We start from the raw sequence: 23353 nt of genomic DNA, 5'->3' as shown, positions 1-23353 counted from the left end.
GTTGCTGGTCCAATGTGCAGCACGGCCCCTCGGCTTTCGATCTTCTTCATGACACGAGGCTGATGCTCATGAGTCGGGACAGTCGAGCGCGACGCTCGCTGCCAGCCTCTCCCCGCGTGCGGGGAGAGGCTGGATTGCATCTTAAGATGCAATCCGGGTGAGGGGGGCTCTCAGCGCGGTCGGTGGGCGGGGTTGCCCCTCACCCCAACCCTCTCCCCGTGAAGAACGGGGAGAGGGAGCGCACCGACATCGACGCGCCGATATTGCTTCCACGTATACATGGCTAACCGGAATGGCGATCCGCGTGATGTCGCGGTGGCCTTCTTACTTGAACCCGGCAAACCGGCTGTCGAACGAGTTCGACGGCAGCACGGGGGCGGCGCCGGAGACCAGGGAGGCCTGGGTCTGGGCGGGGGCGGAGGCGGTCGTTGCCGGCGTGTCACTGGCGGCGGGCTTGAACGGCGGCCGTGCGGCGGCCTGCTTGGTCTCCGCCGGCTTGGCCGCGACCGGCTTCGGCGCCGGCTTGGTCTCTGCGGTCTTGCTCTCGGCGGGCTTCGTCGCCGCCGTGGTCTCAGCCGCCGCAGTACCGCCGATCCCGACCTTGCGGGCGAGGCTCGACATGAAGCTCGGCTTCTCCGGCGCGCTGACGGCCGCGACACGGGTCGAGGACGTCGTCACTGGCGCTGGCGCTGCGCTCGCCGGCGTCTCGGTGACCTCGTTCGCATCAGGCGCACGCGGCGGGTTGACGTGACCGGGGATCGTGCCCGGTGCCGCCTGGAAGTTGGCGAGCGACAGGCCCGGCGCCTCGCCGGCGTCCGACAGGCCGGTCGATGCCCCCGGCACGCGCGAGGCAAAAATCGGATTCATGCCGCCGTCGATACCGGTATTGAGCTTGGCGACCGGCGTGCCCTTGGCGACCAGCTTGGCGTATTCGGCCTCGTCCGCCTGCTGCTTCTCGCGCACGGCGGTCGTGATCTCGTCTGGCACGACATAGGCCGGGCACTTCGCGGCGGCGTCGAACACCGGATCGCGGGTCGCGCCCGGCGGCTTCTGGGCGTTGAAGACGTATTTCTTCTCGCAGAAGTCGACCTTCGGCTCCTGCCGGGTGACCTCGAAGGCGTCGTAGCCTTCCTTGATCATGCGCCAGAACGGCATGTTCGGGTTGTTGCGGTGCTTGGCCATGTTCACCGGCGTCATCCGGAACGGATAGGCCTGGAACTGGAAGGCGCGCTGGCCGCCGAAGAACGACTCGCGGCCCAGCGCATAGATCTCGGCGATCTGCTCGTCGGTCATCGCGAAGCAGCCGCGCGAGGAGCAGTCGCCGTGCACCATCAGCTGCGAGCCGGTGCGTCCCAGCGCCTTGTCGAACGCGTTCGGATAGCCGGTGTTGAACGATAGATAATACGCCGACTGCGGGTTCATCTGGCTGGGATTGATCGAGTAGAAGCCCTCCGGCGCCTGGCGGTCGCCCTCGCGCACCTTCGGTCCGAGATCGCCCGACCAGCGGCAGATCGGATAGGTCTTGAGCAGTCCGAACTTGCCGGAGCGGTCCTGCTTCCAGACCTCGAGCTCGGCCTCCTGCTTGAACACGCGCACCAGGATCGGCGACTGCGCGTCCATGTCCTTCTCGGTCATGGCTGCGACCAGCTTCGGCGGCACCGGCTGGTTGGCCTTGGCATTGGTGGCGAGCGCGACCTGATCGCTGTTGCAACCGGTCAGCAGCGCACCGGCGGCCAACGCCGCAGAGGTCATCAGGACCCGGACGAACGCGCGGTTGATCAAAGCAAAGCTCCCCGCAAACCCAGCATGCCGCGACACCCCATTCTCGTCTCGATCCGCCGGCCAGGAAGCTGGAATGATCCCCGGTCGACCGCGCGTCATGCCACCGTCAAACCAATGATTAAAATTGTATCCTCTGCCCCCGAGAGCCGCAACCCGCGCTGCGGCGGTGCCGCGGCGCGGAGGCCCTCGTGGTCAACAAGTTCTAAACAACAGAGCGTGCCGGATGGGCCGAAATGCGGCCAAACGGCTGGAAAGACTCACAAATCCGCGAGCGTCCGGAGCCGGTCGGATGACCCGGGCTGCTCAGCTCAGCTTGCGGCCGATCTCGATGAACTTCTGCCGGCGCTGCTTGCGGATGGCATCGCCATCCAGGCCCTTCAGCTCGTCGAAGGCCTGGGCGATGGCCTCGCCGGTTGCCGCGATCATCGCGGCGGGGTCGCGGTGGGCGCCGCCGACCGGCTCCTTCAGGATGGTGTCGACCACGCCGAAACGCAGCATGTCCTGCGCGGTGATCTTCATGCTGTTGGCGGCTTCCTGCGCCTTGGTGCCGTCGCGCCAGAGGATCGAGGACGCGGCTTCCGGCGAGATCACGCTGTAGATCGCGTGCTCCAGCATCAGCACCTTGTTGGCGGTGGTCAGCGCAATCGCGCCGCCCGACATGCCCTCGCCGGTGATGATCGCGACGTTCGGCACGCCCAGCGCCAGGCAGGCGTCGGTGGAGCGGGCGATCGCCTCGGCCTGGCCGCGCTCCTCGGCGCCGATGCCGGGATAGGCGCCGGCGGAATCGACCAGCGACAGCACGGGAATGCCGAAGCGCTCGGCCATCTCCATCAGCCGCACCGCCTTGCGGTAGCCTTCGGGGCGGGCCATGCCGAAATTGTGCTTGAGGCGGGATTCGGTCGTGGCGCCCTTTTCCTGGCCCATCACGCAGATCGGCTCGCCGCGGAAGCGGCCGAAGCCGCCGAGCAGGGCGGCGTCCTCGCCGAACTTGCGGTCGCCGGCGAGCGGCGTGAACTCCGTGAACAGCGCATTGACGAAGTCGGTGAAGTGCGGCCGCTGCGGATGCCGCGCGACCATGGTCTTCTGCCACGGCGTCAGATTGGCATAGAGATCGGCCAGCGCCTGGCCGGCCTTCTCCTCGATCCGGCTGACCTCCTCGCCGATATCGGTGCCGGAGGCGGCCATCGCCCGGAGTTCATCGACCTTGGAATCGAGCTCGGCAACGGGCTTTTCGAAATCGAGGTAGCTGCGCATGGGATCCGGCATGGAAGAGCTGAAGGAAGAGCGCTGGGAGACAATATCGGTTCGGCCTTCGGACCTGAAGTTGAGGGGCTTCAGGAGCTTAAGGGTCGATCGGTGCGCCGCATCCAGGCGTCATGCCGGGAGAGCGGGCAGGATGGCGCTCTTTCGGGGCAGACGGCCGGGAAGTCAAGCGGGCGGCGCGTCAGCCCGGCGGATTTGGTTGCGGGAAGGTGTGGGGCGGGATCACGTCTCGGCCAGCGGGTGCAGGTCGCGCACCAGGCTCTTCAGCCGCTCCTCGACCACATGGGTGTAGATCTGGGTGGTCGAGATGTCGGTGTGGCCGAGCAGGGTCTGCACGATGCGCAGGTCGGCACCATTGTGCAGCAGGTGGCTGGCAAAGGCGTGGCGCAGCACGTGCGGCGACACCAGCCGGGCCGGCAGGCCGCTCGCCACCGCGAGCTCCTTGAGGTCGCGGGCGAAGTGCTGCCGGGTCAAATGGCCGCTCTCGCCGAACGAGGGAAACAGCCATTTGCCGAAGGTGGCGCTGGCCTTCTTCTCCGGCTTCTGCTTGTCCAGAACAGCCAGATAGTCCGCCATCGCCTGGCGCGAGGCCTGGTTCAGCGGCACCAGCCGCTCCTTGTTGCCCTTGCCGCGCACCACGATCATGCGGGCGTCATTGCGTGCGGCGGTGCGCGGCAGCGCCACCAGCTCAGAGACGCGCAGGCCGGTGGCGTAGAGCACCTCGAGCAGGCAATACAGCCGCAGTGCGCGCAGCCGCTGCGACGGCGAGACATCGGCGGCCTCGGAGAGCTCCTTGGCCTTGGTCAGCATGCGGTCGACATCGCCGATCGACAGCACTTTCGGCAGCGCGCGGCCGCGCTTCGGGCCGGACAGGATCGCGGCGGGGTCGTCGCTGCGGATGCGCTCGCTCAGCAGGAAGCGGAACAGATGCCGCATCGCCGACAGCCGCCGCGCCACGCTGGAGGATTTGAATCCCCTGATATCGAGATCGGCGAGATAATCGCGCAGCGCCTGGGTGTCGGCCGCGGCGAAGCTGTTGCTCTTGCGGGTGAGAAACTCGGAGAGATCGGTGAGATCGCGGCGGTAGGCGTCGAGCGTGTTCTCGCCGGCCCCCTGTTCCGCGGCCATCATGTCCAGGAACAGGCTCATCAGCCGGGCGTCGGAGGCCTTGACCTTCATATCGTGAATTCCGCTGGGTCCGAGGCGATCGAATCAGTTCGAAAAATTCGCGCCGGCACATCGAGCGGTGACTGCGAATCTGGCCGATATCGCGGCGCCAGGCCGTCTCAGACAACCGTAAAAATCTTAATCAATGCCCTGTGGCATTTCGGTCGGCCGCAACCGCGCAGCTCACTTTTTCTGGAACTTGTCCGGCGGGATCGACACGGTCATCTCGCGCGGCTTCGGGTTGACGAAATTCGCCAGCGCGTAGATCGCGCCATAGACCACGCCGACGATGACGGCGATCACGGTCAGGAAGCGGAACAGGCTGGGCATCAGGCTCGCGCGGGCCACCGGGGATGGAACGGTTTCATCCAACATGTTCGCACCCGGCTGGCAAGCCCGGCAGGCCCCCTTGCTCTGCTCTGCCGGTTGCGCGTCGCGGAACAGGATGCCTTTGAAAGCAGCAGGGGCTGGGTTAGAAGCGGAGGGATGACCGAGATGACCCAACCCGTACCCAGCCCAGCCGCTCCGGAGGCCGCGATTCTCGCGGGACTCGGCAAGCGGCTGATCGTGCTGGTCGGGATGATGGGCGCCGGCAAATCGACCGTCGGCCGGCGGCTGGCGGCGCGGCTCGGGCTGCGCTTCGTTGATGCCGACACCGAGATCGAGACCGCCGCCAGCATGACCATACCGGAGATCTTTGAGTCCCGCGGCGAGGACTATTTTCGCAACGGCGAGGCCCGGGTCATCGCCCGCCTGCTCGAAAGCGGGCCGGCCGTGCTGGCGACCGGCGGCGGGGCGTTCATGCGCGAGGAGACGCGCCAGCGCATCCACGACAAGGCCGTCTCGGTATGGCTCAAGGCGGATGCCGACGTGATCATGCGGCGGGTGCGGCGGCGGGCCGACCGGCCGCTGCTGCAGACCGCCGATCCCGACGGCACGGTGGCGCGGCTGCTGACCGAGCGCGAGCCGGTCTACCAGACGGCCGACCTCACGATCTACTCGCGCGACGTGCCGCATGACCGGGTGGTCGAGGATTGCATCGAGGCGCTGCAGGCGTTCTTGTCGCCGGCGCCGATGACAGAAGCCGAGGCGACTCCGCCGCAATCCGATCCGGGTCCATCCAACTCCGCACAGGCCATGAGCGCGATCCGATGACGGCACCTCTCAAGCACTCCGATCCGATCATCGTCGACGTCGCGCTGGGCGACCGCGCCTATGATATCGTCATCGGCCGCGGCGTGCTGGCGACGCTCGGGCAGCGCATCGCGGCGCTGCGGCCGGGCGTCCGTACGGCCATCGTCACCGACCGTACCGTGGCCGCGCATTGGCTGAAGCCGACTGAAGCGATCCTGGCCGAGGCCGGCATCCCCACTTCGACCATCGTGGTGAAAGAGGGCGAGGGATCCAAGACCTATGCCGGGCTGGAGAAGGTCAGCGAGGCGCTGATCGCGGCCAAGATCGAGCGCAACGATCTCGTCATCGCGCTCGGCGGCGGCGTGGTCGGTGATCTCGCCGGCTTCGCGGCGGCGATCCTGCGCCGCGGCGTCGATTTCGTGCAGGTGCCGACCTCGCTGCTGGCGCAGGTCGATTCCTCCGTCGGCGGCAAGACCGGCATCAACTCGCCGCAGGGCAAGAACCTGCTCGGCGCCTTCCACCAGCCCGTGCTGGTGATCGCGGATACTGCGGTGCTCGACACCTTGTCGCCGCGCCAGTTCCGCGCCGGTTATGCCGAGGTCGCCAAATACGGCCTGCTCGGCGACGCCAGCTTCTTCGCCTGGCTCGAGGCCAACCACGCCGACATCGTCAAGGGCGGCGCGGCGCGCGAGCATGCGGTCGCGACCTCCTGCCGTGCCAAGGCCGCGATCGTCGCCCGCGACGAGCGCGAGACCGGCGACCGCGCGCTGCTCAATCTCGGCCACACCTTCGGTCATGCGCTGGAGGCGATCACCGGCTTCTCCGACCGGCTGTTCCACGGCGAGGGCGTGTCGGTCGGCATGGTGCTGGCGGCGCAGTTCTCGGCCGAGCTCGGCATGCTGCCGCCCGATGACGTCACGCGCATCGAGCGTCACCTTGCCGCCGTGGGTTTGCCGACCCATCTCCAGGATATCGCCGGGTTTGCCCAGGAGGGCGTCGGCGACGCCGACCGGCTTTTGGCCTTGATGGCGCAGGACAAGAAGGTGAAGCGCGGCAAGCTGACTTTCATCCTGATGGAAGCGATCGGCCGCGCGGTCATTGCCAAGGACGTTGATCCGGCGCGAGTGCGCGACTTCCTGCAGGCCAAATTGCAGAGCCGCGGCTGATCCCTGGCGCTTTACGCCGCGTTGAGCAGTGCCCGCGCATCACCGGCGGCTTCCATCGAGAGTGACATCGGCGTCATGGACTGGCTCACACTCACCATCGTCATCCTCCTCCTCGCGGGCTCGGCCTTCTTCGCGCTGAGCGAGACCGCGCTCACAGGCGCCTCCCGCGCCTCGATGCTGCGGCTGTCGAAGCAGGGCAATCGCGACGCCGATGTGGTGTCGAGCCTGTTCGACATGCGCGAGCGGCTGATCGGCGCGCTCTTGCTCGGCAACAACATCGCCAATATCGGTGCCTCGGCGCTCGCCACCGGAATCTTCACCGCGTGGTTCGGCGAGGTCGGCGTGCTCTATGCGACCGGCGTGATGACGGCGCTCGTGGTGATCTTCGCCGAGGTGCTGCCGAAGACCATCGCGATCAACGCGCCGGACCGCGTGTCGCTTGCGGTGGCGCGGCCGATGCGTGCGACCGTGTTCGTGCTCGGTCCGGTGCTCGCCGTGATCGAGGCGATCGTGCGCGGGCTGATGCGGCTGATCGGATTCAAGGTCGGCGCCAACCAGCCGATCCTGTCACCGACGGAACGCTTGCGCGGCGCGGTCGATCTCTTGCATCACGAAGGCAAGGTCGAGAAGCAGGATCGCGACATGCTCGGCGGCCTGCTCGATCTGCGCGAGCTGCAGGTGTCCGACGTGATGGTTCACCGCACCGAGATGGTGATGGTGAACGCAGACTTGCCGCAGGAGGAATTGGTCCGCGAGGTGCTGGCGTCGGAATACACGCGCATCCCGCTGTGGCGCGATACGCCGGAGAACATCATCGGCGTGCTGCACGCCAAGGATCTGCTGCGCGCGATCCGCGCCGCCGAGGGCGATGTGACGCATATCGACGTGGCGTCATTGGCGCTGCCGCCGTGGTTCGTTCCGGAGATGCGTTCGGTGTCGGAACAGCTGAAGGCGTTCCGCCGCCGCAAGACGCATTTCGCGCTTGTCGTCGACGAGTATGGCGAGGTCGAAGGCATCGTCACGCTCGAGGACATCCTGGAAGAAATCGTCGGCGACATTTCCGACGAGCAGGACGTGCAGGTCGCCGGCGTGCGCGTTCAGCCGGATGGATCCGTCGTCGTCGACGGCTCGGTGCCGATCCGCGATCTCAATCGCGCGATGGACTGGACCTTGCCTGATGAAGAGGCAACGACGGTTGCCGGTCTGGTGATTCACGAGGCGCGCTCGATCCCCGAGCGCGGGCAGAGCTTCACGTTCCACGGCTTCCGCTTTCGCGTGCTGCGCCGGGAGCGCAATCGCATCACCGCGCTGCGCATCGTACCGGTGCCCCGTGGAGAAACGGAGGAGACACGTCCGCGCCGTGCGGGTACGGCGTTCTAATCGGTGGAAGTTGTCAGATCACGCTTCGCCCGGCGCCTTCGCATGCAGCGCGAGCGCATGCACGGAGCCGGCAAGTTCCTCTGACAATGCGGCGTTGATCAGGCGGTGGCGATCGACGCGGCTCTTGCCGGCGAAGGCCTGCGACACAATATACACGCGGAAATGGGTCTCACCGCTGTCGCGGTGTCCCATGTGGCCTGCATGCAGATGTGACTCGTCCTGCACGTCGAGGCTTTCCGGAGTGAAAGCTTCGCGCAACTTTTTGATGATAGCATCCTGGGTCCGCATGGTCTCTGGAAATACGCATCAAATTATTTTTCGTCAATCGGCGGTCCCCGCCTGAGGTATTCGCAATGTCAAGACTTGAAGCTTTTCGCGTTGCGTAGTCAAAGTCCGCCATGCCGATCGATTCAAACAAATTCTTCGACTCCATCCGCATCAAGCCCAAGAAGGCGGCTTCGCGGCAGCCGGTGCGCGAGGAGGCTCAGCCCTGCCAATGGCCGGACTGCACGAACCGTGGCTCGCACCGCGCGCCCAAGGGGCGCGAGAACCAGCGCGAGTATTGGCACTTCTGTCTCGATCACGTGCGCGAGTACAACCAGTCCTATAATTTCTTCTCCGGCATGAATGCCGATGCCGTCGCGCGTTATCAGAAGGATGCGCTGACCGGGCATCGTCCGACCTGGAAGATGGGCGCGAACACCGCGGGCAAGCGCGGCAAGGGCAATGCCGAGAGCGATCTCGGCGATGCGTCGGATCCGTTCAGCGTGTTTGCCGAGATCAACGGCCGCGCCGGCTGGCGTCCGGGTGCGCAGTCCGCGCCGCCGAAGGCCGAGACGCGCAAGGTGTTCAATGCCGAGCGCAAGGCGCTGCAGGTGATGGGCCTCGGTCCCGACGCCACGCTCGAGGATGTCAAGGTCAAGTACAAGGCGCTGGTGAAGCAGCACCATCCCGACGCCAATGGCGGCGACCGCTCGACCGAGGATCGCCTGATCGAGATCATCAAGGCCTACAACTACCTGAAGACGGTGGTGAAGGGCTGACACGCGGCAGCGTGTGAGCTGCCGCGCGCGTTGTTCCGAATTCAGGGCTTCGGCCCGATATAGGCCGAACTCGGCCGGATCAACCGTCCCGTCCGCTGCTGCTCCCTCGCATGCGCGGTCCAGCCTGCGGCGCGCGCCACCGCGAAGATCGGCGTGAACGCCTGGCGCGGAATCTTCAGCGCATCGAGCAGGATGGCGGTGAAGAACTCGACATTGGTGTCGAGCACCCGCTCCGGATTCTTCTGCCGCAGCGCCTGGCGGATGTAAGCCTCCACCTCGCTCGCGAACGGCAGATCCGCCCCGCTCCCCGCCAGCCGCTCGATCGCGGCCTTCAAGACATCGGCGCGCGGATCCCGCACCCGGTAGATCCGATGCCCGAACCCCATCAGCCGCTCCCCCCGCGCCAGCGCCGCATCCACCCACGGCTTGATGTTCTCGCGCCTGCCGATCGCGTTCAGCATCTCCAACACCGGCTCCGGCGCCCCGCCATGCAGCGGGCCGGTCAGGGCGCAGTAGCCGGCGGTGACCGATGCGAACAGGTCGGCCTGGGTGGAGGCGACGACGCGGGCAGCGAAGGTCGAGGCGTTCATGCCGTGATCGCTGACGGTCACGAGATAGGTGTCGAGCGCCGCCACCTCGCCATCGCCAGGCGTGTCGCCGCGCACCATGCGCAGGGTGTCGGCGGCGTGGCTGAGCTCGGGATGCGGTGCGATCGGCTGCGTGCCCCGGGCGCGCTGCACCAGGGCGCCGGCGATCACCGGGCCGGCACCGACGATCGTCGCATCGTCGTCCAGCTCGGGCTCGGGGCGCAGGGCCGCTATGGCGGCGCGGTAGCCGTCGATGATCGATAGACCAGCGGTCGCGGCGAGCAGTTCCGGCAGCCGCGCGAAGGCGCGCTGGCGGGCTTGCCCGAGGCTGGCACGGACCTCGGCCTCGCTGAGGGTGCGCTTGGTCGCGGCGCTCCACAGCCGGGCTGTCACCCCCTCGAAGCCGCTGGCAGCGGCGAGGTCGACGCGGTGGCCTGCGATAATGAGCTCGCCCTGCTGGCCATCGACATGGCTGAGCACCGTCTCGGCGGCCGGGATGCCATCGAGGCCGATGGGGGACTTCGAAAGCTGGATGGTCATGGCGCGATCTCCTGCGTGAATGGTTACGCGCTACGATTCGCCCGGTCGACAGATTGATCAATCTTGATTAAGCTGATCAATATGAAAAAAGACAATGGCCTTTACCTATCGGCCCGCGAGGCGTCCGCCGAGCTCGCGATCACCCCCGCGACGCTTTACGCCTATGTCAGCCGCGGCTTGGTCCGTTCGGAGCCGTCGCCGGATTCGCGCAGCAACCGCTATCGTGCCGAGGACATCCGGGCCCTGAAGGAGCGGCGCGCGCCGGCGCCCGAGCCGCGCGCGTTCCGCAGCTTCGATGCCGACCTGCCGGTGTTCGATTCCGCCGTATCGACGATCACCGAAGCCGGTCCGATCTATCGCGGCGTCAATTGCGTCGAGCTGTCGGAGCGGGACACGCTGGAGCATGCGGCGACCCTGCTGTGGGACGTCACGGCCATTGATCCGTTCGCGCCCGAGAACATGCCGCACGTCTCGGACGAGATGCGCCTGATTGCGGAAGCGGCACGGCGCGCGGCGCCGATCGACCGCGCGATCGCCGTGCTGGCGCTCGCGTCAAATGCGGATCCAGCCGCGTTCAATCGCGCTCCCGACGGCCGCGCATTGGTTGGCGCTCGCATCGTTCGGCTGGTGGTCGCGACGATGCTGAATGCGTCGCCTTGCGCCGAGCCTCTCCATGTTCAGGTCGCCAATGCCTGGGCGCCCGAGCATAAGCATGCGGCCGACCTGATCCGCCGCACCCTGGTGCTGCTGGCCGATCACGAGCTGAACGCGTCAACCTTCACTGTCCGCTGCGCGGCCTCGACCGGCCTCAGCCTCTATGATGCCGTCATCGCCGGCCTCGCCGCGCTCAAGGGACCGCAGCATGGCGGCGCCGGCGTGCTGGCCTCGCAATTGGTGAAGGCCTTGATCGACCGCGACGTCGCGCCGTTGATCCGCGAACGTGTGGCGCTGGGCGAGCGCTTTGCCGGCTTCGGGCATGGCGTCTACAAGCGCGGCGATCCACGCGCGATCTCGCTGTTGGAGGCGCTGACGCGCGCCGGGGCTCCGCGCAAATTCACGCGCGAGGTGCCCGAGCGGATCGCGGAGGCCACCGGCGAGTTCGTCAACATCGATTATGCGCTCGCCGTGCTGGTGCAAAGCCTGCGGCTGCCGGCCGGCAGCGAGCTGGCGCTGTTCGCGATGGCGCGCTGTGTCGGCTGGATCGCGCATGCCTGCGAGCAACTGCAGTTCGGTCGCCTGATCCGGCCGCGGGCCCGCTACACCGGGCCCATCCCGGGACGCGCCGCCACCCTGGAGACGCTTTAGCAGAACCGGCCGGTGACTATTCCGCAGACCCCGCCGCCAGCTGCGTCTCGCGCCGCTTCCGCACAATGCGCAGCACCAGCCAGACCACGATCGTGCCAGCGACCGCCGCGATGATCCATGTCGACTTCGCGATATGGCTGTGATGCGGGATGCCGCCGTAGCGATGCAGCAGCTGCACGGCGAACACGCCCGGCAGGACGTGCGCGCACGCCCACAGCACGATCGCCGGGATGTTCACGGCGTAAAACCGCGCCGGCGGAATATCGAGCGCGCCCGCCGTGATCGGCACCACGGCGCGGATCGGCGCCACGAACCGGGCGAAGAAGATCGCGAGCGTGCCGAAGCGGTGGAAGAACGCCTCGCTCTGCGCCACCAGGCGAGGGTAATTCGAGAACGGCCAAGCCGTCAGGATCTCGCGCTGCTGGCGATGGCCGACCCAGAATGCGCCGCCGTCGCCGATCACCGCGCCGAGGATGGCCGCCGCCAGCACCCATTGCAAGGTCAGCTCGCCACCCGGGATCAGCGCGCTTAGCGCCAGGATGATCGTCGTGCCCGGGACCACCGAGCCCACGATCGGGACCGCCTCCAGCAGCGCCGCCAGGAACAGAGTGAGATAGGCCAGTCCCGCATGGGCGGAGACGAAGGCGATCAAGGGGTCGAGGAAATGGGCCACCACGAGTCCTGCCGATGACGGGGATATGACGAAGCCTTCAATAACTAGGAACCCCGGCCCGGAGTGCCACGTCAGAATGCTGGACGTGCTGTTCGCGGCCAAAAGGTGGCGTGATACGCAGGGCAGCCTTCCAAAAACGTCGGCCCATGCCTATCTCGATGATATAACGACGGAACTTTGATCAAGGCTTAGGCTTCTGCCCGCGCGTGCTCTCTGCTAGGCTGGCGTTCGAAGCCCTTCAACCGCAGCCAAACCATGAAATCTGGTTTCGGGATTGCCCGGGACCTCGGAGGATGAATGACGACCGCCGCTACGACCAATGCGCAGGAGATGACCGGTGTGCCCGACATGAAGGTGTCGGTGCGGCAGGTGTTCGGGATCGACAGCGACCTTGAGGTGCCGGCCTTTTCCGCGACCGACCCGCATGTCCCCGAGGTCGATGCCGACTACCGTTTCGACCGCGCGACCACGCTCGCGATCCTGGCCGGCTTCTCCAAGAACCGCCGCGTCATGGTGACGGGCTACCATGGCACCGGCAAGTCGACCCATATCGAGCAGGTCGCCGCCCGCCTCAACTGGCCGTGCGTGCGCGTCAACCTCGACAGCCACATCAGCCGTATCGACCTCGTCGGCAAGGACGCGATCGTGGTCAAGGACGGCAAGCAGGTCACGGAGTTCCGTGACGGCATCCTGCCCTGGGCCCTGCAGCACAACGTTGCGCTGGTGTTCGACGAATACGACGCCGGCCGTCCGGACGTGATGTTCGTCATCCAGCGCGTGCTCGAAGTCTCGGGCCGGCTGACCTTGCTCGACCAGAACAAGGTCATCAAGCCGCACCCGGCGTTCCGCCTGTTCGCCACCGCCAACACCATCGGCCTCGGTGACACCTCCGGCCTCTATCACGGCACGCAGCAGATCAACCAAGGCCAGATGGACCGCTGGTCGATCGTCACGACGCTGAACTACCTGGCGCATGACGAGGAAGTCGAGATCGTGCTGGCCAAGGCCAAGCACTATCAGAACGCGCAGGGCCGCGACACCGTGAACAAGATGGTGCGGCTCGCCGACCTCACGCGCAACGCCTTCGCCAATGGCGATCTGTCGACGGTGATGAGCCCGCGCACGGTGATCACCTGGGCGGAAAACTCCGAGATCTTCGGCGACATCGGCTTCGCCTTCCGCGTGACCTTCCTCAACAAATGCGACGAGCTCGAGCGTCCGCTGGTCGCGGAATTCTATCAGCGCTGCTTCAATGCCGAGCTGCCGGAATCCGCCATCAACGTCGCGCTGAGCTGATTAAGGCGTCGTCCCGGCCTTGAGCCGGGACCCATACGCTGTGACGTTTCGGCGATGCGCCGGAGTTGGCGTCGACACGATGAGATGACCGCCGGTGGCTATGAGTCCCGGCGTTCGCCGGGACGACAGGCCGCAGGGACAAGATGACCACATCCAACAGCAAACTCCGTCCCGGTACCAAGGAAGCGCCGACCGAGCCGTTCAAGCGCTCGGTGACGGGGTGCTTGCGCGCGATCGCGCGATCGCCCGAGCTCGAAGTCTCCTTTGCCGCCGAGCGGCCGGGGCTCGCACCGGGCAAGGCGCGGCTGCCGGAGCCGGCCCGCAAGATGACCAAGCGCGATGCGGCTGTCGTGCGCGGCCACGCCGACTCGATCGCGCTCAAGATCGCCTGTCACGATCCGAAGATTCACCGCAAGCTGATCCCCGGCAATCCGCAGGCCCGCGGCGTGTTCGAGGCGGTGGAGCAGGCGCGCGTCGAGGCCATCGGCGCAAAGCGCATGGCCGGCGTCGCCAAGAACCTCACGGCGATGCTCGACGATCATTTCCATCGCGGCAAGTATGACGAGATCACTGACCGTGCCGACGCGCCGCTGTCGGATGCGCTGGCGATGATGGTGCGCGAGCGCCTGACCGGCATGGCGCCGCCGAATGCGGCGCGCAAGGTGGTCGATCTCTGGCGCCCTTTCCTGGAGGACCGGATCGGCTCGCAGCTCGACGAGCTCGGCCGCTTCACTGAGGACCAGGCCAAGTTCGGCGATCTCGTTCACGACCTGCTGTCGGCGCTCGATCTCGGCGACGAGCGCAATGCCGATTCGGAAGAGGACGAGGACAACGACGACAACCGCGACGGCGACAATGACCAGTCCGGCGCCGAAGGCTCGCCTGAGTCCGATGCCGCGCAGGAGATGAGTGCCGACCAGGCGCAGACGACGTCGGACGAGATGTCGGAGAGCGCGATGGAAGCGGCGCAGGCTTCCGCCTCCGATACGCTCGATGACGGCGAGCTCGGTGACGACGAGACGCCGGGCGAGGCCACGCGCCCGAACCGCAACGGCGCCAACGAGCCGCGCGGGCCGGAGTATCATGCGTTCGCGCCGAAATTCGACGAGATCATCGCGGCCGAGGATCTGTGCGATCACGACGAGCTGGAGCGGCTGCGCTCCTATCTCGACAAGCAGCTCGCGCATCTCCAAGGCATCGTGGCGCGGCTTGCCAACCGGCTGCAGCGCCGGCTGATGGCGCAGCAGAATCGCGCCTGGGAGTTCGATCTGGAAGAGGGCATCCTCGACCCGGCGCGGCTGTCGCGCGTCGTCATCGATCCCTATCAGCCGCTGTCGTTCATGCGTGAGAAGGAAGCGACCTTCCGCGACACCGTCGTCACGCTGCTGCTCGACAATTCCGGCTCGATGCGCGGACGCCCGATCACGGTCGCCGCAACCTGCGCCGACATCCTCGCCCGCACCTTGGAGCGTTGCGGCGTCAAGGTCGAGATCCTCGGCTTCACGACGCGCGCCTGGAAGGGCGGGCAGTCGCGCGAGGCGTGGCTCGCCGCCGGCAAGCCGGCCAATCCCGGCCGCCTCAACGATCTCCGCCACATCATCTACAAGGCCGCCGACGCGCCCTGGCGCCGCGCGCGGAAGAACCTGGGCCTGATGATGCGAGAGGGGCTGCTGAAGGAGAACATCGACGGCGAGGCGCTGGACTGGGCGCACAAGCGCCTGCTCGGTCGTCCCGAGCAGCGCAAGATCCTGATGATGATCTCGGACGGCGCGCCGGTCGACGATTCCACGCTGTCGGTCAATCCCGGCAACTACCTGGAACGTCACCTGCGTCACATCATCGAGGAGATCGAGACCCGCTCGCCGGTCGAGTTGATCGCGATCGGCATCGGCCACGACGTAACCCGCTACTATCGCCGCGCGGTCACGATCGTCGACGCCGAGGAGCTCGGCGGCGCCATCACCGAGAAGCTCGCCGAACTGTTCACCGAGACGCACGCGGCGCCACAGCAGCCAACGCGGGCGCCGAAGCGCAAGCTGCATTGATCCGCCGGCCGAAGGCCGGACGCGTCCCTCCTCCCGACGGGAGGAGGTGGGGGAGGGGGCCCCGCTGACAATGCCGCTGCAGGCGATCTCCGACCGCAGGCGCTTTCTGGCGCTGACCCTCGGCGGAGCGTCGGCACTCGCATGGTCCGGCGGCGCGCTCGCAGAGTCGACACCGCCGGTCCGTCGCCGGGCCGCTGTGGATGAGCACTCCGTCACAACGGCCACCAAGATCGAGGTGAAGGCGCGGCCGCTGCCGTCGTTCGATCTGCGCGACCGGACCCATCTGCGCTTCGGCATGCTGCAGTATCGCAGCGGAGTGACGCTGACCTCGTCCTATCCGGGCTTCGGCGGGCTCTCCGGCATCCGGCTCGATGCCAAGGGCGAGCGCTTCCTCGCCATCAGCGACAAGGGCGGCTGGTTCACCGGCCGCATCGCCTATTCCGGGCGTGAGGTCGCGGGGCTTGCCGATGTCGAAGCGGCTCCGCTGCTCGGTCCCGATGGACGCCCGATCACCGATCGCGGCTGGTACGATTCCGAGTCGCTCGCCCGTGATGGCGACATCGTCTATGTCGGCCTCGAACGCGTCAATCAGTTGCTGCGCTACGACTTCGCCAAGGGCGGTGTCGGCGCGCGCGGCGAGATCATCCCGCTGCCGCCTGCGGCCAAGCGCCTGCCCAACAACAAGGGCCTCGAAGCGCTGGTCGTCGTGCCGAAGCGCCTGCCGATCGCCGGCACTGTCATCGCGATCTCCGAACGTGGCCTCGATGCCAATGGTAACCTGTTGGCCTTCCTGATCGGCGGCCCGTCTCCAGGACAGTTCAGCATCGTCCGCAGCAATGATTTCGACGTCAGCGACGCTGTGCTGCTGCCGTCCGGCGATCTGCTGGTGCTGGAACGAAAATTCTCGCTGTTCAACGGCGTCGGCATTCGCATCCGGCGGCTTCCGCTGGCGCAGATCGCGCCGGGTGCCCTGGTCGATGGTCCCGCGATCTTCGCCGCCGATCTTGGCCAGGAGATCGACAATCTCGAAGGCATCGACGCGCATGTCACGCCGGACGGCGAGACCGTGCTGACCTTGGTGTCGGATGATAACTTCTCGATGATCCAACGCACCTTGTTGCTGCAGTTCACATTGCTGGAATGAGCCGTGTCGCATTGCAGCGGATGCGTTGACCGCGCCCCTGCCATCGTCGACACTCGTCGATCAGATCACACGATCAACTTCCAGCCCGGAACCTCGCATGAGCGCTCTGTTTACTCCAATCAAGCTGCGCAGCCTCGAGCTCGCCAATCGCATCGTCGTCTCGCCGATGTGCCAGTACTCGGCCGAGAACGGCGCCGCCAATGATTGGCACTTCACCCACATCAACACGCTGGCGCTGTCGGGCGCGGCGATGTTCTGCATCGAGGCCACGCATGTCGAGCCGATCGGCCGCATCACGCCGGGCTGTCTCGGGCTGTGGGACGATGCCACGGAAGCCGCGCTGAAGCCGATCCTGGCCTCGGTGCGCAAGCACTCGAAGACGGCGATCGCGATGCAGCTCGCCCATGCCGGCCGCAAGGGCTCCAGCCACAAGCCGTGGGATGGCGGCCAGCAAATTCCGATTGCCGAAGGCGGCTGGCAGACGGTCGCGCCCTCGGCGCTGCCGCACAAGGATGGCGAACTGGCCCCGGAGGCGCTCGACGCTGCCGGCCTGGTTCGCATTCGCGATGCGTTCGTTTCCGCGGCGCAACGTGCCGCGCGGCTCGGCATCGATGCGATCGAGCTGCACGGCGCGCACGGTTATCTGCTGCATCAGTTCCTGTCGCCGATCGCCAACCAGCGCAGCGACAACTACGGCGGCTCGCTGGAAAACCGCATGCGCTTCCCGCTCGAGGTCTTCGATGCCGTGCGCGCCGTTGTCCCTTCTGACAGACCGGTCGGCATGCGCGTGTCGGCGACGGACTGGGTCGAAGGCGGCTGGGATCTCGACCAGACCATCGCCTTCGCCAACGAGCTGAAGCGCCGCAACGTCGATTGGATCGATGTGTCTTCCGGCGGCGTGTCTCCGCTGCAGAAGATCACGCTCGGGCCTGGCTATCAGGTGCCGTTTGCCGAGGCCGTGAAGAAGGCCACGGGATTGCCGACGATGGCGGTCGGCCTCATCACGCAGGCGCAGCAGGCCGAGGAGATCGTGTCCTCCGGCAAGGCCGACATGGTCGCGCTCGCCCGCGGCATGCTCTACGACCCGCGTTGGGGCTGGCACGCCGCGGCCGAGCTCGGCGGCCAGGTCGCCGCACCTCCGCAATATTGGCGCTCGCAGCCGTCGACGCAGAAGGAGCTGTTCGGCCGGACGACGTTCGGCGCACGCTGACGTGCAATTGATCACGGTGACCGCGGATCTGCGTTGCAGAAATCCGCGGGTCATCATTCCGCCAGCGACACAGCGGACGATTGCCGCTGTCTAACGAAGTGCTAGACTTCGCAGACCACGTGCGGCGTTGCCGACTCCGTTGGTCGTGTTTCGTCTCGCGTGACGATGAGCGCATCACAAAGGTGCGCCGCAGTATAAACGCGAGAGGAAAGCGCCATGGAAATCGGATACTTCACGATGCCCTCGCATCCGCCGGAGTGCGGGTTGAAGGAAGGGCAGGAGTGGGACCTTCAGGTCCTGCGCTGGCTCGATGAGCTCGGCTATCAGGAAGCCTGGATCGGCGAGCATCACACCGCGCCCTGGGAGCCGCATCCCGCGCCCGATCTGATTCTGGCGCAGGCGTTCCGCGAGACCAAGAACATCCGCCTCGGCCCCGGCGGCTTCCTGCTGCCCTATCATCACCCGGCCGAGCTCGCCAACCGCGTCGCGATGCTCGATCATCTCTCCGACGGCCGGCTCAACTTCGGCATTGCCGCATCGGGTCTGCCGAGCGATTGGGCGATGTTCAACGTCGACGGCATGAGCGGGCAGAACCGCGAGATGACGCGCGAGGCGCTCGAGATCATCCTGCGTCTCTGGAACGAGCCAGCGCCGTTCACGCACAAGGGCAAGTACTGGACGGTGACCAAGCCCGACGTGATGTTCGACTTCCTGAAGCCGCACATCAAGCCGGTGCAGGCGCCGCATCCGCCGATCGGCGTTGCAGGTCTTTCGAAGAACTCGGACACGCTCAAGCTCGCCGGCGAGCGCGGCTTCATTCCGATGAGCCTCAACCTCAACCCGGCCTATGTGTCGTCGCACTGGGATTCAGTCGAGGCGGGCGCGGCGAAGTCCGGCCGCAAGCCGAGCCGCAATGACTGGCGGCTGGTGCGCGAGGTGTTCGTCGCCGAGACCGACGAGGAGGCGTGGCGGCTGTCGACCGGCGACATGATGGGCCGGATGATGGGCGAGTACTTCCTGCCGCTGCTCAGCCATTTCGGCTTCAAGGACTATCTCAAGCATTCGCCCGATGTCCCCGACTCCGACGTGACGGTGGACTATTGCGCCAAGCGCAACTGGATCATCGGCTCGCCGGCGACGGTCACCGAGAAGATCGAGAAGATCTGGCACGAGGTCGGCGGCTTCGGAACGCTGTGCGTGTTCGGCTTCGACTACAAGCATAAGCCGGAAGCCTGGCACAACTCCCTGCGGCTGCTGAAGCACGAGGTGATGCCGAGGTTGCGCCATCTCAATGCCGACATGACCAGGGCGGCGTAGCAATCCGTTAATCAAATCTTGCGTTGATGACGACCGGATCGGCGGCCTCCGCCGATCCGCTGTTGCGAGGACTGATCATGCGTCTTCGTGTGCGACAATTCGCCCATCTCCTCGAGCGCTCCGGTCTTGCGCTGGCCGGCGCCGCTTGCGGCCTGTTCGTCGGCGCCCATGTCGGCTCCAGCATCCCGGCCCTGACCACGCAGGGCTTTCTGTTGCTGATGATGGTGTCAGGTGCGTTCGGCTTCTATCTGGGGATCGACACGCCGCAGATCCCGTTCCATCCGCATGAGCAGGGGACGCCGGCGGAACGGAAGATCGATGCTGCCGAGCTTCTCAGCGCGGTCGGAACGTTCCTTGCCACGCTGACCGCCTTCCTTGCGGTCGGCATCATCATCCTGCGCGAGGATCCGCATATCGCCTGGACCACGCTGATCATGGCGGGCTGGGTCATCGGCGTGCTGATGCAGATCGTCGCCGGTGCGATCGCGCGGATGCGCAGCTAAGCAATGGCGACTTTTTGTGCTGCGATCGTCGCGCGTTTCATCCGGCGCCACGGTTGGCTTCTCTCAGCAGGTTCTGTCCTGTGGAACTAAGAAGGTTCGTATGGGCTGCCCGGCGCCAGTATGGCGCTGTCCGCGCCGCAAAGCATGGCGCTGAACCGGGCGAAATCACTGCCCAGTTGAATTCCCATGCGTCCTAAGCAAGTGCCGCATCGAAACGCCGCATGACGCTTTGACGCGCGTTGGCGCGCTTGATGCATCCCGCTCTTCCTAGGCCATTTGGGAAGCTGATCATGTTGAAGCGGGTGCTGTTGGGATTGGTCATCGGCTGCGGATTATCCGCGGCTCAGGCGGAGGAGCCGAAGGTCGGCGGTGTCGTGAATGCAGTGATCCAGCCGGAGCCGCCCGGGCTGATGCTGGCGATGATCCAGAACGGTCCGACGCAGATGGTATCCGGCAACATTTTCGAGGGCCTGCTGCGCTACAGCCCCAAGCTCGAGCCGCTGCCCGGCCTTGCCGAGAGCTGGACCATCAGCCCTGATGCCAAGGTCTATACGTTCAAGCTCAAGAAGGGCGTGACCTGGCACGACGGCAAGCCGTTCACCTCGGCCGACGTGCTGTTCTCGATCGAGATGCTGAAGCAGACGCATGCACGCGCCCGCAACAATCTCGTGATGGTCGAGAAGGTCGAGGCGCCCGATGATCTCACCGTGGTGTTCACCTTGAAGGAGCCGTTCGGGCCGTTCATCGGCATCTTCGAGGTCGGCTCTTTGCCGATGGTGCCGAAGCATCTCTACGAGGGCACCGACTACAAGACGAATCCGAACAACAACGCGCCCATCGGCACCGGCCCCTTCATGTTCAAGGAATGGCAGAAGGGCTCGTTCATCCGTATGGTGAAAAATCCTGCTTACCATGAGAAGGGCAAGCCCTATCTCGACGAGGTCTACTGGCAGATCATTCCCGACGCCGCGGCGCGCGCAGTCGCGTTCGAGACCGGCAAGGTCGATGTGCTGCCGGGCGGCTCGATCGAGAATTTCGACGTGCCGCGTGTCTCCAAGCTGCCGGGCGCCTGCGTCACCGGCGCCGGCTGGGAATTCTTCTCGCCGCTGTCCTTTATGTGGCTCAACAACCGCAACCCGGTCCTGGCCAACAAGAAGGTCCGGCAGGCGATCATGTATGCCATCGATCGCGACTTCGCCAAGGACGTGATCTGGAACGGGCTCGGCAAGGTCGCGACCGGCCCGTCCGCCTCGACCATCAAGTTCTACAGCGACGACGTGCCGAAATATCCGTATGACCCCGCCAAGGCCAAGGCGCTGTTGAAGGAGGCCGGCTACAAGGGCGAGAAGATCCGCATGCTGCCGCTGGCCTATGGCGAGACCTGGCAGCGCTGGGGCGAAGCCGTGAAGCAGAACCTGCAGGACGTCGGCATGACGATCGAGACGATCGCGACCGACGTGCCCGGCGGCAACCAGAAGATCATGGACTGGGACTACGATCTCGCCTTCACCTACGTCTACCAATATGGCGATCCGGCGCTCGGCGTCTCCCGCAATTACCTGACCTCCGCGATCGCCAAGGGCCAGCTGTTCAACAATGTCGAGGGCTATTCCAACCCCGAGGTCGACAAGCTGTTTGCGGAAGGAGCCACCGCGCCGACCGACGCCAAGCGAAAGGAGGCCTACGACAAGGTGCAGAAGATCCTGGTCGAGGATGTCCCCGTGGCCTGGCTGCTCGAGTTGCAGTTCCCGACCATCACCAAGTGCAAGGTGAAGAACCTGATCACCACAGGCGTCGGCGTCAACGACGGCTTCCGTGACGCCTGGCTCGATAAATAGCGGCTGTCCAGGGAGCGCGGCGATCAGCGCCGCGCTCCAGCGCCTCACTTGATCGTGCCGAGCTGACCATCACGGGCCCTCTATGCTCTCCTTCATCGCCCAGCGCGTTGCGAAGGGCGTCATCGTCCTTCTCGCCATCATCGTGCTGAACTTTTTCCTGATCCGGCTGGCGCCGGGCGATCCCGCTGTCGTCATGGCCGGCGAAGCCGGCGCCTCGGATGCGATGTTCGTTGCGCAGCTGCGCGAGAAATTCGGCCTCGATCGTCCGCTGCCGGAGCAGCTCCTCATCTACGTCAAGGGCATCGCGACCCTCGATCTCGGCTTCTCGTTCCGCCAGCAGGCGCCGGTCGCCAAGCTGATCGCGGAGCGGCTGCCCGCGACCCTGCTGCTGACGCTGTCGGCGTTTGCGATCTCGCTTGCGCTCGGCGTCCTGTTCGGCGCCTTGGCCGCGCGCTTCGCCGGTACGTTCCTCGATACGGCGATCACCGTGCTGGCGCTGGTCTTCTACGCGACGCCGCTGTTTTGGATCGCGCTGATCGCAATTCTCCTGTTTTCCGTCTGGGTCGATTGGCTGCCGAGCTTCGGCTACGAGACCGTCGGCGCCGGCTACACCGGCCTGCGCCACGCGCTCGATGTCAGCGCGCATCTGGTGCTGCCGGCCGCCACCCTCGGCCTGTTCTTCATGGCGACCTACACCCGCATGACCCGCGCCTCGATGCTGGAGGTGAAGCGGCTCGACTTCGTGAAAACGGCGCGCGCCAAGGGACTGCGGGACGGCGTCATCCTGCGCCGCCATGTGCTGCGCAATGCGCTCTTGCCGGTCGTCACGCTTGCCGGCGTTCACGCCGGCACGCTGGTCGGCGGCGCCGTGCTGACCGAGACCGTGTTCGCCTGGCCGGGCATCGGCCGGCTGATGTACGACGCGCTGATCCAGCGCGACTACAATCTGCTGCTCGGCGTGTTCGTGGTGTCCTCGGCCATGGTGCTGATCTTCAACCTCGTCACCGACCTCGTCTACCGCCTGGTCGATCCGCGCATCGAGTACGCCTCATGAGACAGTTCTGGCGCACCATGCTGCGCAGCCCGAGCGGCATCATCGGACTGGTCATTCTCGTGCTGGCGATCGTGATCGCTGTCGCCGGACCGTTCTACTTCCCCAACTCGCCCTGGCGCATGGTGCAGCGGCCGTTCGTGCCGCCGTTCACGCTCGCGAAGGTGCCGCTCGGTACCGACGCGCTCGGACGCGACGTGCTGGCCGGCCTGATCTTCGGCGCCCGCGTCTCGCTGTTGGTCGGCCTTGTATCGACATTTGTCGCGCTCATCGTCGGCGTGCCGCTCGGCGCCATCGCGGGCTATTTCGGCGGCCGCGTCGACGACGCGCTGATGCGCTTCACCGAGTTCTTCCAGACCATCCCGAGCTTCGCGCTGGCCATCGTGCTGGTCGCGATCCTGCAGCCCTCGATCTATTCCATCGTCGCCGCGATTGGCCTGGTGAGCTGGCCGCCGGTCGCGCGGCTGGTGCGTGGCGAGGTGCTCTCCTTGCGGACGCGCGAATACGTCCAGGCCGCGATCGTCACCGGCCAGAGCAATGCCTGGATCATCTGGCGCGAGATCCTGCCGAATGCGCTGTCGCCAGTGATCGTGCTGGCCTCGCTGATGGTCGCCACCGCGATCCTGCTGGAGTCCTCGCTGTCGTTCCTCGGCCTCGGCGATCCCAATCTGATCTCCTGGGGCTACATGGTCGGCGCCGGCCGCACCGTGATCCGCCAGGCGTGGTGGATCACGGTGTTTCCCGGCGTCGCGATCCTGCTGTCGGTGCTCGGCCTCAATTTGATCGGCGAGGGTCTGAACGACGCATTGAACCCGCGCCTGTCGCGCGAGGGCAGGTGAGAATGGCTGATCATGACTGCCGTAGGGTGGGCAAAGCGAAGCGTGCCCACCGATTGTCGATCTCGTCTGC

Annotated in this window: 21 protein-coding genes; 14 read left to right on the top strand and 7 right to left on the bottom strand. The window is 66.0% G+C overall.

All coding sequences use genetic code 11. The features are described 5' to 3' along the window. Positions 1–324: 324 nt before the first annotated feature. The 4 genes from ACVILH_RS05625 to ACVILH_RS05610 form a co-directional block, all read right to left on the bottom strand. On the bottom strand, positions 325–1782 hold the full coding sequence (locus ACVILH_RS05625; RefSeq protein WP_456712013.1) for a L,D-transpeptidase family protein: 1458 nt from the start codon (positions 1780–1782) through the stop codon (positions 325–327). Positions 1783–2085: 303 nt separating this feature from the next. Continuing rightward, a complete protein-coding gene (locus tag ACVILH_RS05620) occupies positions 2086–3048 on the bottom strand; it encodes an acetyl-CoA carboxylase carboxyltransferase subunit alpha (protein WP_456712012.1) in 963 nt (320 codons plus the stop codon). Positions 3049–3267: 219 nt separating this feature from the next. Then, positions 3268–4224: a site-specific tyrosine recombinase XerD gene (xerD, locus tag ACVILH_RS05615; protein ID WP_456712011.1), complete on the bottom strand. Its 957-nt coding sequence runs from the start codon at positions 4222–4224 to the stop codon at positions 3268–3270. A gap of 171 nt (positions 4225–4395) precedes the next feature. Continuing rightward, on the bottom strand, positions 4396–4542 hold the full coding sequence (locus tag ACVILH_RS05610; protein WP_008966351.1) for a hypothetical protein: 147 nt from the start codon (positions 4540–4542) through the stop codon (positions 4396–4398). A gap of 156 nt (positions 4543–4698) precedes the next feature. Between ACVILH_RS05610 and ACVILH_RS05605 the strand changes: the two genes are divergently transcribed. The 3 genes from ACVILH_RS05605 (at position 4699) to ACVILH_RS05595 (ending at position 7892) form a co-directional block, all read left to right on the top strand. Continuing rightward, positions 4699–5367 (top strand): shikimate kinase, encoded by a 669-nt coding sequence (locus ACVILH_RS05605; protein ID WP_456712010.1) that lies wholly within the window; start codon positions 4699–4701, stop codon positions 5365–5367. Beyond that, the gene (aroB, locus tag ACVILH_RS05600) at positions 5364–6512 is read left to right on the top strand and encodes a 3-dehydroquinate synthase (protein ID WP_456712009.1); all 1149 of its coding nucleotides are present in this window, start codon (positions 5364–5366) and stop codon (positions 6510–6512) included. The genes ACVILH_RS05605 and aroB overlap by 4 nt, the downstream gene beginning before the upstream one ends. 75 nt (positions 6513–6587) lie before the next feature. Next, positions 6588–7892 (top strand): HlyC/CorC family transporter, encoded by a 1305-nt coding sequence (locus tag ACVILH_RS05595; protein WP_456712008.1) that lies wholly within the window; start codon positions 6588–6590, stop codon positions 7890–7892. 18 nt (positions 7893–7910) lie between these two features. Here ACVILH_RS05595 and ACVILH_RS05590 read toward each other — a convergent pair whose 3' ends face one another. Beyond that, entirely contained in the window at positions 7911–8180 is a 270-nt protein-coding gene (locus ACVILH_RS05590) for a BolA family protein (protein WP_456712007.1), read from the bottom strand. A 110-nt stretch (positions 8181–8290) separates the two neighbouring features. Here ACVILH_RS05590 and ACVILH_RS05585 point away from each other — a divergent pair, with 110 nt between their 5' ends. Beyond that, the gene (locus tag ACVILH_RS05585) at positions 8291–8935 is read left to right on the top strand and encodes a J domain-containing protein (protein ID WP_456712006.1); all 645 of its coding nucleotides are present in this window, start codon (positions 8291–8293) and stop codon (positions 8933–8935) included. Positions 8936–8976: 41 nt separating this feature from the next. Here ACVILH_RS05585 and ACVILH_RS05580 read toward each other — a convergent pair whose 3' ends face one another. Beyond that, on the bottom strand, positions 8977–10062 hold the full coding sequence (locus tag ACVILH_RS05580) for a citrate synthase/methylcitrate synthase (RefSeq protein ID WP_456712005.1): 1086 nt from the start codon (positions 10060–10062) through the stop codon (positions 8977–8979). Between the two features lie 81 nt (positions 10063–10143). Here ACVILH_RS05580 and ACVILH_RS05575 point away from each other — a divergent pair, with 81 nt between their 5' ends. Beyond that, positions 10144–11367, top strand: a complete 1224-nt coding sequence (locus ACVILH_RS05575) for a citrate/2-methylcitrate synthase (protein WP_456712004.1) — start codon at positions 10144–10146, stop codon at positions 11365–11367. 16 nt (positions 11368–11383) lie between these two features. Here the strand turns inward: ACVILH_RS05575 and ACVILH_RS05570 are convergent, their stop codons facing one another. Next, positions 11384–12040: a DedA family protein gene (locus tag ACVILH_RS05570; RefSeq protein ID WP_456712003.1), complete on the bottom strand. Its 657-nt coding sequence runs from the start codon at positions 12038–12040 to the stop codon at positions 11384–11386. 297 nt (positions 12041–12337) lie between these two features. On the opposite strand from ACVILH_RS05570, the gene cobS reads away from it, so the two are divergent. The 9 genes from cobS (at position 12338) to ACVILH_RS05525 (ending at position 23283) form a co-directional block, all read left to right on the top strand. Then, positions 12338–13336, top strand: a complete 999-nt coding sequence (cobS, locus tag ACVILH_RS05565; RefSeq protein ID WP_257167879.1) for a cobaltochelatase subunit CobS — start codon at positions 12338–12340, stop codon at positions 13334–13336. A gap of 143 nt (positions 13337–13479) precedes the next feature. Beyond that, complete coding sequence (gene cobT, locus ACVILH_RS05560) at positions 13480–15381, top strand: cobaltochelatase subunit CobT (RefSeq protein ID WP_456712002.1); 1902 nt, start codon at positions 13480–13482, stop codon at positions 15379–15381. 70 nt (positions 15382–15451) lie between these two features. Further along, positions 15452–16525 carry an esterase-like activity of phytase family protein gene (locus tag ACVILH_RS05555; RefSeq protein WP_456712001.1) on the top strand — a complete coding sequence of 358 codons (1074 nt, stop codon included), beginning with the start codon at positions 15452–15454 and terminating at the stop codon, positions 16523–16525. 97 nt (positions 16526–16622) lie between these two features. After that, complete coding sequence (locus ACVILH_RS05550; RefSeq protein WP_456712000.1) at positions 16623–17735, top strand: NADH:flavin oxidoreductase/NADH oxidase; 1113 nt, start codon at positions 16623–16625, stop codon at positions 17733–17735. 216 nt (positions 17736–17951) lie between these two features. Then, entirely contained in the window at positions 17952–19052 is a 1101-nt protein-coding gene (locus ACVILH_RS05545; RefSeq protein ID WP_456711999.1) for an LLM class flavin-dependent oxidoreductase, read from the top strand. A 77-nt stretch (positions 19053–19129) separates the two neighbouring features. Next, positions 19130–19555 carry a hypothetical protein gene (locus ACVILH_RS05540; RefSeq protein ID WP_456711998.1) on the top strand — a complete coding sequence of 142 codons (426 nt, stop codon included), beginning with the start codon at positions 19130–19132 and terminating at the stop codon, positions 19553–19555. Between the two features lie 290 nt (positions 19556–19845). Further along, the gene (locus ACVILH_RS05535) at positions 19846–21393 is read left to right on the top strand and encodes an ABC transporter substrate-binding protein (protein ID WP_456711997.1); all 1548 of its coding nucleotides are present in this window, start codon (positions 19846–19848) and stop codon (positions 21391–21393) included. Positions 21394–21475: 82 nt separating this feature from the next. Next, entirely contained in the window at positions 21476–22447 is a 972-nt protein-coding gene (locus ACVILH_RS05530; protein WP_456711996.1) for an ABC transporter permease, read from the top strand. Then, positions 22444–23283, top strand: coding sequence for an ABC transporter permease (locus ACVILH_RS05525; RefSeq protein ID WP_456711995.1), 840 nt, complete (start codon positions 22444–22446; stop codon positions 23281–23283). The genes ACVILH_RS05530 and ACVILH_RS05525 overlap by 4 nt, the downstream gene beginning before the upstream one ends. Positions 23284–23353 lie beyond the last annotated feature (70 nt).

The organism is Bradyrhizobium sp. USDA 4353, from assembly GCF_054063215.1.
The sequence above is the reverse complement of the archived record's forward strand: the minus strand, read 5'-3'. Positions and strand labels throughout refer to the sequence as shown.

What these genes read in the sequence shown, in the direction of transcription:
- ACVILH_RS05620 (WP_456712012.1), bottom strand. Translation starts at nt 3,048, where the DNA reads ATGCCGGATCCCATGCGCAGCTACCTCGATTTCGAAAAGCCCGTTGCC.
- xerD (WP_456712011.1), bottom strand. Translation starts at nt 4,224, where the DNA reads ATGAAGGTCAAGGCCTCCGACGCCCGGCTGATGAGCCTGTTCCTGGAC.
- ACVILH_RS05610 (WP_008966351.1), bottom strand. Translation starts at nt 4,542, where the DNA reads ATGCCCAGCCTGTTCCGCTTCCTGACCGTGATCGCCGTCATCGTCGGC.
- ACVILH_RS05605 (WP_456712010.1), top strand. Translation starts at nt 4,699, where the DNA reads ATGACCGAGATGACCCAACCCGTACCCAGCCCAGCCGCTCCGGAGGCC.
- aroB (WP_456712009.1), top strand. Translation starts at nt 5,364, where the DNA reads ATGACGGCACCTCTCAAGCACTCCGATCCGATCATCGTCGACGTCGCG.
- ACVILH_RS05595 (WP_456712008.1), top strand. Translation starts at nt 6,588, where the DNA reads ATGGACTGGCTCACACTCACCATCGTCATCCTCCTCCTCGCGGGCTCG.
- ACVILH_RS05590 (WP_456712007.1), bottom strand. Translation starts at nt 8,180, where the DNA reads ATGCGGACCCAGGATGCTATCATCAAAAAGTTGCGCGAAGCTTTCACT.
- ACVILH_RS05585 (WP_456712006.1), top strand. Translation starts at nt 8,291, where the DNA reads ATGCCGATCGATTCAAACAAATTCTTCGACTCCATCCGCATCAAGCCC.
- ACVILH_RS05580 (WP_456712005.1), bottom strand. Translation starts at nt 10,062, where the DNA reads ATGACCATCCAGCTTTCGAAGTCCCCCATCGGCCTCGATGGCATCCCG.
- ACVILH_RS05575 (WP_456712004.1), top strand. Translation starts at nt 10,144, where the DNA reads ATGAAAAAAGACAATGGCCTTTACCTATCGGCCCGCGAGGCGTCCGCC.
- cobS (WP_257167879.1), top strand. Translation starts at nt 12,338, where the DNA reads ATGACGACCGCCGCTACGACCAATGCGCAGGAGATGACCGGTGTGCCC.
- cobT (WP_456712002.1), top strand. Translation starts at nt 13,480, where the DNA reads ATGACCACATCCAACAGCAAACTCCGTCCCGGTACCAAGGAAGCGCCG.
- ACVILH_RS05555 (WP_456712001.1), top strand. Translation starts at nt 15,452, where the DNA reads ATGCCGCTGCAGGCGATCTCCGACCGCAGGCGCTTTCTGGCGCTGACC.
- ACVILH_RS05550 (WP_456712000.1), top strand. Translation starts at nt 16,623, where the DNA reads ATGAGCGCTCTGTTTACTCCAATCAAGCTGCGCAGCCTCGAGCTCGCC.
- ACVILH_RS05545 (WP_456711999.1), top strand. Translation starts at nt 17,952, where the DNA reads ATGGAAATCGGATACTTCACGATGCCCTCGCATCCGCCGGAGTGCGGG.
- ACVILH_RS05540 (WP_456711998.1), top strand. Translation starts at nt 19,130, where the DNA reads ATGCGTCTTCGTGTGCGACAATTCGCCCATCTCCTCGAGCGCTCCGGT.
- ACVILH_RS05535 (WP_456711997.1), top strand. Translation starts at nt 19,846, where the DNA reads ATGTTGAAGCGGGTGCTGTTGGGATTGGTCATCGGCTGCGGATTATCC.
- ACVILH_RS05530 (WP_456711996.1), top strand. Translation starts at nt 21,476, where the DNA reads ATGCTCTCCTTCATCGCCCAGCGCGTTGCGAAGGGCGTCATCGTCCTT.
- ACVILH_RS05525 (WP_456711995.1), top strand. Translation starts at nt 22,444, where the DNA reads ATGAGACAGTTCTGGCGCACCATGCTGCGCAGCCCGAGCGGCATCATC.